17 protein-coding genes are annotated in these 14,078 nt (G+C 45.5%); 12 read left to right on the top strand and 5 right to left on the bottom strand.

All coding sequences use genetic code 11. The features are described from left to right. Nucleotides 1-137: 137 nt before the first annotated feature. Complete coding sequence (locus tag MMG82_RS07435; protein WP_037420751.1) at nucleotides 138-698, bottom strand: DUF4136 domain-containing protein; 561 nt, start codon at nucleotides 696-698, stop codon at nucleotides 138-140. A gap of 178 nt (nucleotides 699-876) precedes the next feature. Between MMG82_RS07435 and MMG82_RS07430 the strand changes: the two genes are divergently transcribed. From MMG82_RS07430 to ruvX, 4 genes are all read left to right on the top strand, one after another. Further along, nucleotides 877-1,191 carry a hypothetical protein gene (locus tag MMG82_RS07430; RefSeq protein WP_037420754.1) on the top strand — a complete coding sequence of 105 codons (315 nt, stop codon included), beginning with the start codon at nucleotides 877-879 and terminating at the stop codon, nucleotides 1,189-1,191. Nucleotides 1,192-1,353: 162 nt separating this feature from the next. Beyond that, complete coding sequence (gene yciH, locus MMG82_RS07425; RefSeq protein WP_037420757.1) at nucleotides 1,354-1,683, top strand: stress response translation initiation inhibitor YciH; 330 nt, start codon at nucleotides 1,354-1,356, stop codon at nucleotides 1,681-1,683. A gap of 68 nt (nucleotides 1,684-1,751) precedes the next feature. Beyond that, entirely contained in the window at nucleotides 1,752-2,315 is a 564-nt protein-coding gene (locus MMG82_RS07420) for a YqgE/AlgH family protein (RefSeq protein WP_037420759.1), read from the top strand. Nucleotides 2,316-2,344: 29 nt separating this feature from the next. Further along, a complete protein-coding gene (ruvX, locus tag MMG82_RS07415; protein ID WP_037420762.1) occupies nucleotides 2,345-2,770 on the top strand; it encodes a Holliday junction resolvase RuvX in 426 nt (141 codons plus the stop codon). Between the two features lie 63 nt (nucleotides 2,771-2,833). On the opposite strand, the gene hemH is transcribed toward ruvX, so the two are convergent. The 4 genes from hemH to MMG82_RS07395 form a co-directional block, all read right to left on the bottom strand. Continuing rightward, nucleotides 2,834-3,847: a ferrochelatase gene (gene hemH / locus MMG82_RS07410; protein WP_172591408.1), complete on the bottom strand. Its 1,014-nt coding sequence runs from the start codon at nucleotides 3,845-3,847 to the stop codon at nucleotides 2,834-2,836. Between the two features lie 38 nt (nucleotides 3,848-3,885). Continuing rightward, complete coding sequence (locus tag MMG82_RS07405; protein WP_037420768.1) at nucleotides 3,886-4,419, bottom strand: glutathione peroxidase; 534 nt, start codon at nucleotides 4,417-4,419, stop codon at nucleotides 3,886-3,888. Between the two features lie 171 nt (nucleotides 4,420-4,590). Continuing rightward, nucleotides 4,591-5,703, bottom strand: coding sequence for a PilT/PilU family type 4a pilus ATPase (locus MMG82_RS07400; protein WP_037420771.1), 1,113 nt, complete (start codon nucleotides 5,701-5,703; stop codon nucleotides 4,591-4,593). Between the two features lie 9 nt (nucleotides 5,704-5,712). Further along, the gene (locus MMG82_RS07395; RefSeq protein WP_037420775.1) at nucleotides 5,713-6,750 is read right to left on the bottom strand and encodes a type IV pilus twitching motility protein PilT; all 1,038 of its coding nucleotides are present in this window, start codon (nucleotides 6,748-6,750) and stop codon (nucleotides 5,713-5,715) included. Between the two features lie 35 nt (nucleotides 6,751-6,785). Between MMG82_RS07395 and MMG82_RS07390 the strand changes: the two genes are divergently transcribed. From MMG82_RS07390 to MMG82_RS07355, 8 genes are all read left to right on the top strand, one after another. Next, nucleotides 6,786-7,499, top strand: coding sequence for a YggS family pyridoxal phosphate-dependent enzyme (locus MMG82_RS07390; RefSeq protein ID WP_144375261.1), 714 nt, complete (start codon nucleotides 6,786-6,788; stop codon nucleotides 7,497-7,499). 223 nt (nucleotides 7,500-7,722) lie between these two features. Further along, nucleotides 7,723-8,541: a pyrroline-5-carboxylate reductase gene (gene proC, locus MMG82_RS07385; RefSeq protein WP_144375262.1), complete on the top strand. Its 819-nt coding sequence runs from the start codon at nucleotides 7,723-7,725 to the stop codon at nucleotides 8,539-8,541. Nucleotides 8,542-8,615: 74 nt separating this feature from the next. After that, the gene (locus MMG82_RS07380; RefSeq protein ID WP_037420784.1) at nucleotides 8,616-9,164 is read left to right on the top strand and encodes a YggT family protein; all 549 of its coding nucleotides are present in this window, start codon (nucleotides 8,616-8,618) and stop codon (nucleotides 9,162-9,164) included. After that, on the top strand, nucleotides 9,164-9,454 hold the full coding sequence (gene yggU / locus MMG82_RS07375) for a DUF167 family protein YggU (protein ID WP_172591409.1): 291 nt from the start codon (nucleotides 9,164-9,166) through the stop codon (nucleotides 9,452-9,454). The genes MMG82_RS07380 and yggU overlap by 1 nt, the downstream gene beginning before the upstream one ends. A 73-nt stretch (nucleotides 9,455-9,527) precedes the next feature. Further along, on the top strand, nucleotides 9,528-9,962 hold the full coding sequence (locus MMG82_RS07370; RefSeq protein ID WP_241406681.1) for a DUF4426 domain-containing protein: 435 nt from the start codon (nucleotides 9,528-9,530) through the stop codon (nucleotides 9,960-9,962). Nucleotides 9,963-10,076: 114 nt separating this feature from the next. Next, complete coding sequence (rdgB, locus tag MMG82_RS07365; protein ID WP_037420793.1) at nucleotides 10,077-10,694, top strand: RdgB/HAM1 family non-canonical purine NTP pyrophosphatase; 618 nt, start codon at nucleotides 10,077-10,079, stop codon at nucleotides 10,692-10,694. Further along, entirely contained in the window at nucleotides 10,694-11,851 is a 1,158-nt protein-coding gene (gene hemW, locus MMG82_RS07360; RefSeq protein ID WP_172591411.1) for a radical SAM family heme chaperone HemW, read from the top strand. The genes rdgB and hemW overlap by 1 nt, the downstream gene beginning before the upstream one ends. Nucleotides 11,852-12,003: 152 nt before the next feature. Beyond that, nucleotides 12,004-13,851, top strand: coding sequence for a DUF885 domain-containing protein (locus MMG82_RS07355; RefSeq protein WP_241406680.1), 1,848 nt, complete (start codon nucleotides 12,004-12,006; stop codon nucleotides 13,849-13,851). Nucleotides 13,852-14,078 lie beyond the last annotated feature (227 nt).

The raw sequence follows: 14,078 nt of genomic DNA, 5'->3' as shown, positions 1-14,078 counted from the left end.
ATTTTTTGATAAGTTTTAATAAAGCATAATCAATTAAACTTTGAAATTTTGTAGAAAACTCAACATCACGTCATTCAAGCCTAAATTTTGGCCACAAAAAAGCGGCCTAATAGCCGCTTTTTTAGACTAAAAGTAAATTATTTGTTTTCAGGTTTCGGAGGATAATTCGCCATGACACTTCCAACGGCATCATTGATGAGCTGGACTCTTTCAGAAGGAGTATTTTTATCACGAATGGTGTCAGCCACCGAACCACGCCATATTAACTTAGCTGTTTTATTATCAACTAAATCAATGATCAACGTACCAACTTCGTATTCTCTCACCGTGGTTTGAGTTTGCATGTTGCCACCCCATCCCCAACCAGGACCATAGTAAGGGTTATAGCCAAAGTTGGTATTGAAAGTATCTACATTAATCTTTTTGTCGATTTTAGTCAGATAGTTAACTAGGACATCAGCGTCTTTTGCATCGACTAACGTCATGCCCTTAGCAGAAAGCTGTGCATTAACTGCATCACGCACTCGCTGATCCATCAGACCATCGAGATGATAACCTGAAGCATCGGTCTTTTGTGCTACCCAAGCATAGGTTTTGTATTGAGAGAAATTGGCACTGGGATCGTAGTCCCAACCAGACTTAAGAGAACTACAAGCACTCAAGGCCAGCACTGCTAACCCTACGATAAAATTTTTCATGGTGATTTCCTTGGATTTCGTAAAGAACACAAATGAGCCGATAAATAAATTTAGCTTACAGAGCAATGGCCGATTCTACAACTCAATATAATGAAAAGCAGAGCGTTATTCAGCTTGACTTCAGCAATCGCTTTAAATGATAATGATTATCACTTAAAGCGATTAAGGGATAAATAACATGTACTGGTTCATTAGCGCATTGATTGTTGCATCAGCAATTTTCTGGCTAGCGCCACAAAAAGCCTCAATCGACACCAATAACAATAAACTCACGCCTCATCTCCCGATGATGTTATTGTTTTTGCCTTTGATTGTAATGAGTTGGCTGATATTCGAAGCTGTATCAAATGGTGCAGACTACACCACTATTGCCGCATTTGGTTTTGTTGCCACAGCCTGTTTAATTGCACTTCCCAAATTACATCGTTTTATTATGCCCTGCGCCCTACTCACCGCATTGGCATTAATCGCTATGGTTTTGCAGCATCTATAAATTCCGTTTGAAAACATGCTACTTCCCTGCAAAGAGCTAGCATTTACCTTCGGCCACTTTCAGTCTCTGTCTGTGGCCTTTTTTTACCTCTACTTTTTACCTCCACGAAGCATTATGAATTTGATAGACTTAAGCCGTTTACATTCAGATAAAAGATGACTTATGAGAGTAGATCCCAACGTTTCCTTAGTATACAGCACTGATAAAGGTCGCATTACTGCCGAACCAGAAGCAAAAGCACTCCCCGCATCCGATGGCATTGTGCGTATCCACAGAGACAGCAAAGGCCGTAAAGGTAAAGGTGTCTCGGTCATTTCAGGCCTAGGGCTTGACGATACTGGCCTAAAAGCACTAGCACAAACACTTAAAAAACAATGTGGTTGTGGTGGGACGGTTAAAGATTTCACGATCGAAGTGCAAACCGATAACCGTGAACTACTCAAACAGTTGCTTGAAAAACAAAACTATAAAGTCAAATTAGCCGGCGGTTGATACGCCACGATCCTAAGTAGCTGGATTTTATCTATCGATCAATGCATATGGGCTGAACGGAGCATTTAATGGAGAGTTTGCAGAACCATTTTTTAATCGCCATGCCATCACTCGATGACACTTTTTTTGAGCGCACCGTCATCTATTTATGTGAGCACGATGAAAAAGGCGCTATGGGACTAGTGATTAATAAACCGCTGGGCATTGAAGTTAACTCCTTGCTCGAGCAGATGGATCTCCCAACAGAGCAAGTGTCTGCCGATTTTGCGATGGGATCGCAAGTCTTAATGGGCGGGCCAGTTTCCCAAGATAGAGGTTTTGTACTGCATACTTCCCAATCCTATTGGGCCAATAGTACGGAATTAGGCTCGGGACTGATGCTTACCACATCTCGAGACGTATTAACCGCTATAGGCAGTAAGCGCTCACCAGATAAGTTTCTCGTAGCATTAGGTTATGCTGGCTGGAGTAAAAATCAGTTAGAGCAAGAACTTGCCGATAACTCTTGGCTTACGATCCCCGCTGATCACACCTTACTCTTCGAAGTAAACCACGAAGATAGATGGCAACAAGCTAGCCGTTCACTGGGATTTGAGGCTTGGCAACTTTCAACACAGGCAGGCCACGCCTAATCTCACTTTATTTAACGAGTTAATATCAGATGAATACTAAAACCGTGTTAGGTTTTGATTTTGGTACAAAAAGCATCGGCGTTGCCGTAGGGCAACAAATTACCTCCAGCGCAACACCACTTTTATCTCTTAAGGCCGTTGATGGCATTCCAAATTGGGATGAAATAGCCAAACTCATCCAAGAATGGCAACCCGATTTAGTCGTCGTGGGTTTACCGCTCAACATGGATGGCACAGAACAAGAAATGACCCACAGAGCAAGAAAATTTGCCAACCGACTAAACGCTAAGTTTGGGGTCAAAATTGTCACTCAGGATGAAAGACTCACCACCACAGATGCAAAAGCTAGGCTATTTGAACTCGGCGGCTTCAAAGCCCTCACCAAAGGTCAAGTTGATGCTGTGTCAGCCGTATTGATTGTCGAAAGCTATTTTGAAAATCATTTCGGCGACTAATGAGCGATATCAAAACAAAAGGATAGCCTGAGCTATCCTTTTTTATTTCTACGATATTAGTGTCTACAGATAGGGTTTAACCAAGTTCGCCATCATGCTGATATGGTCATCATTATCATTTAGCGCTGGAATATAACGGAACTTCTCCCCCCCAGCATGAGTAAAGATATGGCCATTTTCGCCCACGATCTCTTCTAACGTCTCTAAACAATCGGCACTAAATGCTGGACATACAATCGCAACATCACGCACACCTTGACTCGGCAGAGCCGCCATCGTCGCATCCGTATAAGGCTGTAGCCACTTAGCTTTACCAAAACGTGACTGGAATGTAATCGCAAATTCATCTTTGGCCAAACCCAATTGCTCAGCCACAAGACGAGTGGTCTTCATGCAAAAACAATAATAGGGGTCACCCAGATGAAGATTACGCTCAGGCATACCATGGTAAGACAGCACTAACTTTTGTGGCTTGCCATGTTTGTCAAAATCGGCACGAATCGAATTGACTAATGCAGCAATAAACTCAGGGTTATCGTGATAAGTATTAATAAAATGCAGCGAGGGCAAATAGCGCCATTGACAAAGTTCCTTGGCAATAGCGTCAAAAGCGGAACCCGTTGTCGGCGCAGCATATTGGGGATATAAGGGTAAAACAACTATCTTATCAATCCCTTGCTTATGCATATCCTGTAACGTGTTTGCCACTGAAGGGTTACCATAGCGCATAGCTAAGTGAACCGACACTGGATAACCATCGGCGGTTAATTTATCAGACAATTTAGCCGTTTGCCGCAAACTGATATCCATCAGTGGCGACCCAGCTTCTGTCCACACCTTTTGATAAAGTGCCGCGGACTTTGCTGGGCGAACGCGCAGCACTATGCCATGTAAAATCAGCATCCAGAGGAGTTTTGGAATTTCTACCACCCGAGGGTCGGATAAAAACTCTGCAAGGTAACGCCTTACGGCCGATGCCGTTGGCGCATCTGGCGTGCCAAGGTTAAGTAACAACACACCCACTTTGCCACGCGTTGCGTGACCTATCTCTTTTGATAATCCTGAAAACCTAGCCAAAGTAGCCTCTTAAAATTTGTAAATGAATAAATTGGGCATTAAAGCACGGATTCTATTGCCTGCTTAAGCTCGGCACTATCGGGTTTAACCTTAGAATTAAATTGCTGCACAGTATTGCCATCGCCACTCACTACGTATTTGTAGAAATTCCACTTGGGTGAGCCAGCTTTATCGCCTAAGTATTTGAATACACTGTTAGCATCGCTGCCTCGGACGGGAGACGTCGCGAGCATGGTGAAGGTGACACCATAGTTGATGTAGCACACCTTAGCCGTGTCTTTTTCATCATTCTCCTCTTGGAAAAAATCATCCGAAGGGAAACCAATTACCACTAACCCTTTATCTTTATATTGTTGATGGAGTGCTTCTAAGGCTTTAAATTGCGGTGTATAACCACAATTACTGGCGGTATTGACCAGCAGCACAGGCTTACCCTGAGTGAGCTCACATAAGTTAACGCTCTGTTCTGAGTGCAATTTACGCACTTCAACATCAAGGTAGCTTGGGCATGTTGCCGCCAAAGCGCTGGTGCTCATCAAGCTAGTCAAGATAAATAGCGGGAGTTTCATCATAATGTCCTTCTTATTCAATGATCCAAGATAGGCGAACTTATTCTTATTACGTCACTTGCTACGGTAAAGATCATATTGAATAAAAAAATAAAAGCTACAAGGAGTTATCGATTGCTTTAGCTGATAAAAAAGCAGCTCAATCGAGCTGCTTTAACACACGACAAAATAGGATTAATCCATATCCAAGGTCACGCCTTCCATAAAGCTCGAACTGGCGGGTTCTTTATTTTGCAATTTAATCATTAACCGCAAGTCGTTGGGTGAGTCAGCATGATGAAGCGCGTCGGCATAACTGATCTCCCCATCGACATAGAGCTTTAACAGAGCTTGGTCAAAGGTCTGCATGCCCTGCTCATTCGATTTGGCCATGGTTTCTTTGAGCAAATGCAGCTCATTTTTAGCAATCAAACTCGCGACACGTGGCGTATTGATCAAGACCTCAATCGCCGCCCGGCGCCCTGTTCCATCAACTTTAGCCACCAGCTGCTGCGCCACAATACCTCGCAGGTTGAGTGACAAATCGAATAATAGCTGTTGATGTTTACTTTCTGGCACTAAGTGCATAATTCGGTCTAATGCTTGGTTAGCATTGTTAGCATGCAGTGTCGCCATACACAGATGGCCCGTTTCAGCAAAGGAGAGCGCAAACTCCATGGTTTCTTGGGTTCGAATTTCACCGATAAGGATCACATCAGGCGCCTGACGCAGCGAGCTCTTCAGCGCCGCATCAAAGGACTCAGTGTCTATGCCCACTTCACGTTGGGTAATGATACTTTTGCGATGATCGTGCACAAATTCCACAGGGTCTTCAATCGTCAAGATATGCCCGCGGGCATGGGCATTGCGGTAACCGACTAATGCTGCTAAGGAAGTCGATTTACCGGTCCCTGTCCCCCCCACCATGATGATAAGTCCACGCTTACTCATCACCAGATCTTTTAAAATGGGTGGCAGTTTTAAATCATCCACTTCTGGGATTTTCGTCTCAATCCGGCGCATAACACAACCCGGAGACTCACGCTGCCAGAATGCGCTGACGCGAAAACGCCCCAACTCCTTAACCGCAAAAGCAAAGTTACACTCGCGAGTCGTGTGAAACTCCTTCTTTTGCGCCTCCGTCATCACGGACTCGACAAAATCCAAAGACTGCGCGGGCGTGAAGGCACTCTCGGCTAACGGGCGTAACTCACCATCGATTTTGGCGCTCGGCGGAAACCCTGCGGTAATAAACAGGTCCGAGGCTTTACGCTCCACCATGACTTTTAAAAACGGACGGACATCCATCATAAATCCTTAAAACGTCGCTTGTTTGTTTGAGCTCTTCGCCATGGCATCCTCACGGGTGATGAGACCACGGTTCACTAAGTTTTGCAGACACTGTTCGAGTGTTTGCATGCCATGGGCCATCCCCGTTTGAATGGCAGAGTACATCTGCGCCACTTTATCTTCACGGATAAGATTTCGGATAGCGGGCGTACCCATCATAATTTCGTGGGCAGCAACACGGCCACCACCGATTTTCTTAATCAGGGTTTGTGAAATAACCGCCTGTAATGATTCAGATAACATGGTACGAACCATGTCCTTTTCACCGGCAGGGAAAACGTCAACCACACGGTCAATAGTCTTAGCCGCCGACGTGGTGTGTAAGGTACCAAAAACTAAGTGACCCGTTTCAGCCGCAGTCATCGCCAGACGAATGGTTTCAAGGTCACGCATCTCACCAACGAGGATAACGTCAGGGTCTTCACGCAGTGCGCTACGCAGTGCCGCGTTAAAGCTGTGGGTATGGCGATGTACTTCCCGTTGGTTAATCAAACATTGCTTGTTGGGATGAACAAATTCGATTGGGTCTTCAATGGTTAAGATATGATCATGGCGGTTTTCATTGATGTAATCGACCATGGCCGCAAGTGTGGTACTCTTACCCGAACCTGTAGGCCCAGTGACTAACACTAACCCACGGGGAAAACTGGCAATTTTTTTAAAAATTTCAGGCGCACCTAGCTGCTCAAGTGACAAGATATCACTGGGAATGGTACGAAATACCGCCGCAGCGCCGCGAGATTGGTTAAAGGCGTTCACACGGAAACGCGCTAAATTAGGGACTTCGAACGAAAAGTCGATTTCTAAATGTTCTTCAAAGTCCTTGCGTTGTTTATCATTCATAATGTCATAAACAAGGCTGTGTACACCCTGATGATCGAGCGCGGGCAGATTGATTTTTCTCACTTCACCGTCGACACGGATCATGGGAGATATCCCTGCAGAGAGGTGTAGATCCGAGGCTTTGTGTTTTACACTAAAAGCTAATAACTCAGTGATTTCCATAGTTTGGGATATCCTTGCAACTAGATAATTACATCATGACAACAATAGCAGACAGACTCGCCCACGCCCAGAGCAGGATCGCGCAAGCGGCGCAAAAATGCGCACGCTTACCTCACACTATTCGCTTACTTGCCGTCAGTAAAACTAAACCTATAGCAGATATTATAGCCGCCTATAATGCAGGCCAGCGTTGCTTTGGTGAGAACTATGTTCAAGAAGGTGCGACAAAAATTGAAGCGCTAAAAGATACTCATCCCGATATTGAATGGCATTTTATTGGGCCTCTACAATCCAATAAGACCACATTAGTTGCCCAGCACTTCGATTGGATGCACACCCTTAGCCGAGAAAAAATTGCCCAGCGGCTCAATGAACAGCGCCCCACTCACCTTGCGCCACTTAATGTGTGCATTCAAATCAACATCAGTGATGAAGACACAAAATCTGGTATCGATGCCGAGCAAATGCTACCGCTAGCCAATATCATCAGCCAACTGCCGCAGTTAAGGCTCAGAGGCTTAATGGCTATTCCCACTGCAACCGATAACATTACCCAGCAAACCCGGGAACTTACCGAGCTCAAGCAGTTATTCGAGACACTGAAACAGCATTATCACGATGTCGATACACTATCAATGGGCATGAGTAATGATTTGGACATCGCTATCGAGTGCGGCTCAACCATGGTGCGCATTGGCAGCGCCATCTTTGGAGAGCGGGATTATTCCTCAAAAGAAACGATCAATTGAGTCGATAAGTATCAAACCTATTGCCATTAAAGAGGTCATTGCCAACTGTCGCTATCACAGATTGAAAACTAAGGTATAGCGACTGACTCGGTATTTGGTCTTGTTTTTACAAGCTAAAGCCCAAATACTGTAAAGAGACATTAAATAGAAATTTTTATCCGGTCTAATTTTGTCATCGCTGAACCATAGGATTCAGCCCTAGGCCAGACATTATGGGGTACACATGAGTCAACAAAAAATCTGCTTTATCGGCGCGGGCAATATGACCCGTAGTATTATCAGCGGCTTAATTCGTAGCGGTTATCCAGCATCACAGGTTCAGGCGACCAACCCAAGCCAAGGTAAACTCGACGCTCTCGCTCACGACTTTGGTGTGCGTGTATCCCAAGATAATGTCAGCGCCGCCCAAGATGCCGATGTCATCGTATTATCCGTTAAGCCGCAGTTAATGGAACCAGTCTGCCAAGCACTGCAAGACATTGATATGTCTAACAAGCTGATCATTACTATTGCCGCAGGGATTAAAGCTGAACGCTACAGCCAGTATTTAGCACAACCCATCACGCTGGTTCGCACTATGCCAAACACCCCAATGCAAATCGGCGTCGGCATGGCGGGACTCTACGCACCGCACCCCCTATCGGATGCACAAAAAGCCATTACTGAACGATTGATGTCCAGCGGCGGTGAAATAGTGTGGGTAAATGAAGAATCTGAAATTAATCAAGTCATTGCCCTTGCTGGTAGCTCACCAGCATATTTCTTCCTGCTGATGGAATCGATGATTGATGCGGGTAAACAAATGGGCATGGACGAAGCCAAAGCCAGAAGCTTAGTGCAGCAAGCCGCCCTTGGTGCTGCTATGATGGCTAAACAAAATCCTGAGCTCACGCTGGGTAATTTACGGGAAAATGTCACCTCTAAAGGTGGGACAACGGCGCAAGCCATCGCCACATTCGAAGCGGCAGATCTCCGTGGCGTCGTAAAAAAAGCCATGGAAAACTGCATTAATCGCGCAGAAGAAATGGCAAAGACATTTTAATTAAACCACTTTCCCGACGGCTCAAACACAGATAACGGGCGTTTTTAATTGGACTCATATAGGCAGAAATCTCGATGAATGCATTAACCTTCTTGATCAGCACACTCTTCGATTTGTATTTGATGGTAGTGATTTTGCGGCTCTGGCTCCCCTTGGCACGGGCCGATTTTTATAACCCTTTTAGTCAATTTATCGTGAAAGCAACTCACCCACTCATCGCCCCAATGCGCCGAGTGATCCCATCAATAGGAAGATTTGATACAGCCTCGTTTGTGTTGGCATTATTGGTTGTCATCGTAAAAGTCTTGCTATTGAGCCTTATCGCCGGTGGCGCTATTGATATTGTGCTGTTCTTTGTATTTGCGCTTGTCACTGTCATCAAACAGACGGGCATTTTGCTGTTTTGGATGTTGATCATCCGGGCGATTTTGAGCTGGTTCAATCAAGGCTATAATCCGATCGTGATGATTATGGGGCAATTAACCGAGCCCATTTTGGCCCCAGTGCGCCGCATCATTCCGCCAATTGGTGGCTTAGATCTGTCGGTAATGTTAGTGATTATCGGCATGAACTTTATCAACATGCTGTTGGCGCAATACGTACCTTTTTGGGCCGTGATTTAATGAGCGCAGTCATTATGCAGCAAGGCGACTTGCTGCTTAATTTGTATATTCAACCTAAAGCGAGTCGCGATCAGATAGTTGGGCTTCATGGTAATGAGTTAAAAGTCGCCATTACCGCCCCGCCTATTGATGGCAAGGCCAATGCCCATTTAAGCAAATATTTAGCCAAGGCCTTTAAAGTCCCTAAAAGCGATGTTCACATCCTTAAGGGCGAATTGGGGCGCCATAAACTGGTACGGATTAGCGCTCCTAAAAACGTCCCGACAGAAATCGCGACACTGCTCGAATAAACACAGCGTTGGAAGTCTAGGTTCCGATACATATAATCAAGCAATCTCTCATATTAAGTTAAGGTACAACATTATGTTACGTAACCTCCTAATCATGCTCGCATTAACAGCTAGCCTTTGTGGTGTCGCTAATGCCGAGCAAAAAGAAACCGTCGGTAATTTTGATATTCATTATATCGCGTTAGGAAGTACCTTTCTGACCCCCAGTATTGCTAAAACCTATGGCATTGAGCGTAGTAGCTACAAAGGTATTATCAACATCGCGGTATTAGATACGAGTGAAGAAGGCTCACCCGCCGTGCCTGTTGAAATCACCGGTGTTGCCAATAACTTACTCGATGCGCGTATCGATTTAAAATTTAGAGAAATCCGTGAAGGTAAGGCCATTTACTATATTGCTGAAGTCCCATACCGCGACGATCAAGATATTAATTTCAACATCGCCATCAAGTATAGGAACCAGCTGAATACTAACCTACAGTTTAAACAAAAGTTCTACGTCGAATAATTTCAGCCTCACAGGCAGGACGATACCAATTATCGTCCTGCCTTTTTCTGTCCTTTACCGCCAAGCTTGGGTATCATTGCCGCCGTAAACATCGCTCAATGAAATAGGTACCCCATGCAACAAATCGTCCTCGCCAGTGGCAATAAAGGTAAACTTGCCGAATTCGATCAAATGCTCGCCGCCTACGGCGTAAAAGTGCTGCCACAAAGCCAATTTAACGTTAGCGAAGTGGCCGAAACGGGCACCACCTTTGTCGAAAACGCCATTATCAAAGCCAGACATGCGGCACAAATTACTGGACTTGCCGCCATTGCCGATGACTCGGGATTAGAAGTCGATTTACTCCAAGGTGCACCGGGCATCTACTCTGCGCGCTATGCGGGGGAAAATGCCAAGGATCAAGACAATGTGTTAAAACTATTAGACACATTAAAGGATAATCCTGCGCCGCGTACGGCCAGATTCCAATGCGTTTTAGTCTATATGCGCCATGCGAAAGACCCAACGCCAATCATTTGCCAAGCCGCGTGGGAAGGCCAAATCGATTTCGTGCAACGGGGTGACAACGGCCATGGTTACGATCCGATTTTTATTCCAGAACACCATGATTGCAGCGCCGCCCAAATGAGCAGTGACGAGAAAAATGCCTTGAGTCACCGTGGTAAAGCGTTAGTACAACTGATTGCTGCCATGCAGGAAAAAGGCGTATTTACCGACGGGAACGCCCAATAATGTCAGTTAATGTGTCATCTCAGTTAACCCTGCCGCCATTGAGCTTGTACATCCATATCCCTTGGTGTGTACAAAAATGCCCTTACTGCGACTTTAACTCCCATGGGCAAAATGGCGAATTACCCCAAAAGGCCTATGTGGATGCGCTGCTAGCGGACTTACACCAAGACTTGCACTTAGTACAGGGCCGTAAGCTGCACACCATTTTTATTGGTGGTGGAACACCGTCTCTATTTGATGCCAATCAAATCAAACGGATATTGGATGGCGCCAACTCGCTAATTCCCTTTAGTGACGATATTGAAATCACCATGGAGGCCAACCCTGGTACCCTAGAGCACGATGACTTTAGTGCCTACCGCGCCGCTGGGGTCACTCGGTTATCGATTGGGGTACAAAGCTTCTCCAAGGATAAGCTTAATCTGCTGGGGCGAATTCACGATCAAAACGAAGCCCAAACCGCCGCCCAAAAAGCCAGCCAAGCGGGTTATTTAAGTTTTAATTTGGATTTGATGCATGGACTTCCGAATCAAAGTTTCACCGAAGCCATGGCAGATATCGATACCGCAGCCGCACTCAATCCTCCGCATTTGTCTTGGTATCAATTGACGATTGAGCCCAATACCCTGTTTCACTCCAAGCCACCGCAACTGCCCGACGATGAAGATCTCTGGCAGATCTACGAACAAGGGCAACAAAAGTTAGCGGCACTCGGTTATGAGCAGTATGAAATCTCGGCCTATGCCAAACCTGGCTATCAGTGCCGGCATAACCTTAACTATTGGCAGTTCGGCGATTATTTAGGTATAGGCTGCGGTGCCCATGGCAAAGTGACCTTACCTGAAGAAAATCGCATCATTCGTACGGTCAAAATTAAACACCCTAAAGGTTATTTAGCGGCCAGCAACTATACCTTCGAACAAACTGAAGTCGCTCAAGAAGATCGCGCCCTCGAATACTTGATGAATCGTCTGCGCCTAATGACGCCAATCCCTAAACAAGAGTTTGAAGACAGAACCGGTTTACACCGAGACACCTTAAAGGATGGGATGGAAAAGGCCAAACAACGGGGTTTACTCACCGAATCGGCTGAACATTGGCAATTAACCAGTAAAGGTCATATGTTTGTGAACGATTTACTAACGCAATTTTGTTAATTCACTGATTAAATTTCCCGTATAAATAATGTGTTAGCCTAGTTTCTTCGATGAAGGATCTTTTATGGCTAACACATTTTCTAACATTTATATTCATACATTTTTCCCCTGCTTCTTTAGAATTGCCTGAACATTGTTAAGGAAGCCTGATCATGCCAATAAAAACGAACATCAGCTTAGTCGCATTTACCCTCTCCGCCCTGCTTGCACTGCCCTCCTATGCAGTGCCCAGCTTAAATGACTCACATAATGTAACCAGTAAAAGTATTGCCGCCCAAAGCGAGTCAGAAAAAGCCAACGCCTTGTTTGAAACCATCTTCATGGAAAACATCATGGCAAGCCCAATTGCGCAAACCTATATGGGCATTAAGCAGGACTATGATAAGTGGGACGACATTGGCGATGAGGCGGATGCCCGTGAATTGGCGCGCACTAAGAAACAACTGGCCGAATTGAATCAACTGGATGCGAGTAAGCTTGACCCACAAACTCGCCTAAGCCTGACGTTACTCACTCAAAACCTGAATAACGATATCAAAGACTATCAGTGGCGTTACCATAACTACCCAGTAAATCAGATGCATGGTGGCCACTCGATGATCGCCTCCTTCCTAATTAATCAACACCAGATCACCGATGTCAGCGATGCTAAGGCCTATATCAGCCGCTTAAATGGCGTGCCAAAACGCCTAAGCCAACTGCAACAAGCGCTAGAGATTCGTGCAGATAAAGGCATTATTGCCCCTAAATTTGTGTTCGGTTACGTGATTTCTGACAGCCAAAACCTCATTAAAGGCGCCCCCTTCGATAAAGGCGAAGACAGTGCCCTGTTGGCGGATTTTCGCAAAAAAGTGAATGCACTCAGCATCTCCGAGGCAGAAAAAGCCCAACTGATTGCCGATGTAGAAAAAGCACTAGTCTCGCAAGTTGAGCCTGCATACAAGACGCTTATCGCCTATATCAAAACCTTAGAAGCTAAGGCCGATACCCGCGATGGGGTTTGGAAACTCCCCGACGGCGAGGCGTTTTATAACAATGCCCTTGCACGCACGACGACTACCCACATGACGGCGGATGAAATCCATCAACTTGGTCTTGCCGAAGTGGAACGCATCCATAATGAAATGCGCGCCATTATGAAAAAGGTGAATTTTAACGGCACCTTGCAAGAATTCTTCACCTTTATGCGCGATGATCCACAGTTCTATTATCCAAATACCGCCGAAGGCAAGGCGGCATATTTAGCCGATGCTACCAAGCTTATCGATAATATGCGCTCACGCTTGGATGAAGTCTTTAAGGTCAAGCCAAAGGCAGCCATGATAGTCAAACAGGTTGAAGCCTTTAGGGAGAAATCTGCGGGTAAAGCCTTTTATGAACAACCGGCGCCCGATGGCTCTCGCCCTGGCAGCTACTACGCTAATCTCTACGATATGAAGGCCATGCCCAAATACCAAATGGAAGCACTGGCTTACCACGAAGGGATCCCAGGCCACCATATGCAAATCGCCATTTCGCAGGAGCTGAAGGATATTCCTAAGTTCCGTAAGTTCGGTGGCTATACCGCCTATATCGAAGGTTGGGGGCTCTACAGTGAGTCTTTCCCGAAAGAAATGGGCTTATATGCCGATCCATACTCCGATTTTGGTCGACTGGCGATGGAGTTATGGCGAGCTTGCCGTTTAGTGGTAGATACCGGGATCCACGCCAAGCAATGGACCCGCGAACAAGGGATTGCTTATTATGTCGATAATACCCCTAACGCAAAATCCGATGCGAAGAAAATGGTGGAGCGTCATATCGTTATGCCATCGCAAGCCACAGCCTATAAAGTTGGGATGATTAAGTTACTCGAACTGAGACACAAGGCGGAAAAACAACTGGGTGATAAGTTTGATATCCGGGATTTCCATACTTTAGTCTTGGCAAATGGCGCGCTGCCTTTGGATGTGCTGGAAGAGCAAGTCGATCAATGGATTGCCAGTGTTAACAAAACCTAAGCTTCAAACCTTGGGAGGCTCACGCTAGTCTCCCTTGAACACCGTTGCGAATGAAGTGATTAAATCGCAGCCAATAAAAAAGCCACTATCAAGTGGCTTTTTTATTGGATTTATCACCAGCTTGGTCATAAAACCCTATCTCACTGTGGATCACTATATTTGATGAATTAAGCTCAATACTTAACACTCGGTGTGACTTTAGGGTACAGAGAGACAAAACTCATTTC

Origin of the sequence: Shewanella sp. MM_2022_3 (genome assembly GCF_022557375.1) — a bacterium.
Taxonomy (GTDB): Bacteria; Pseudomonadota; Gammaproteobacteria; order Enterobacterales; family Shewanellaceae; genus Shewanella; species Shewanella xiamenensis.
The sequence above is the reverse complement of the archived record's forward strand: the minus strand, read 5'-3'. Positions and strand labels throughout refer to the sequence as shown.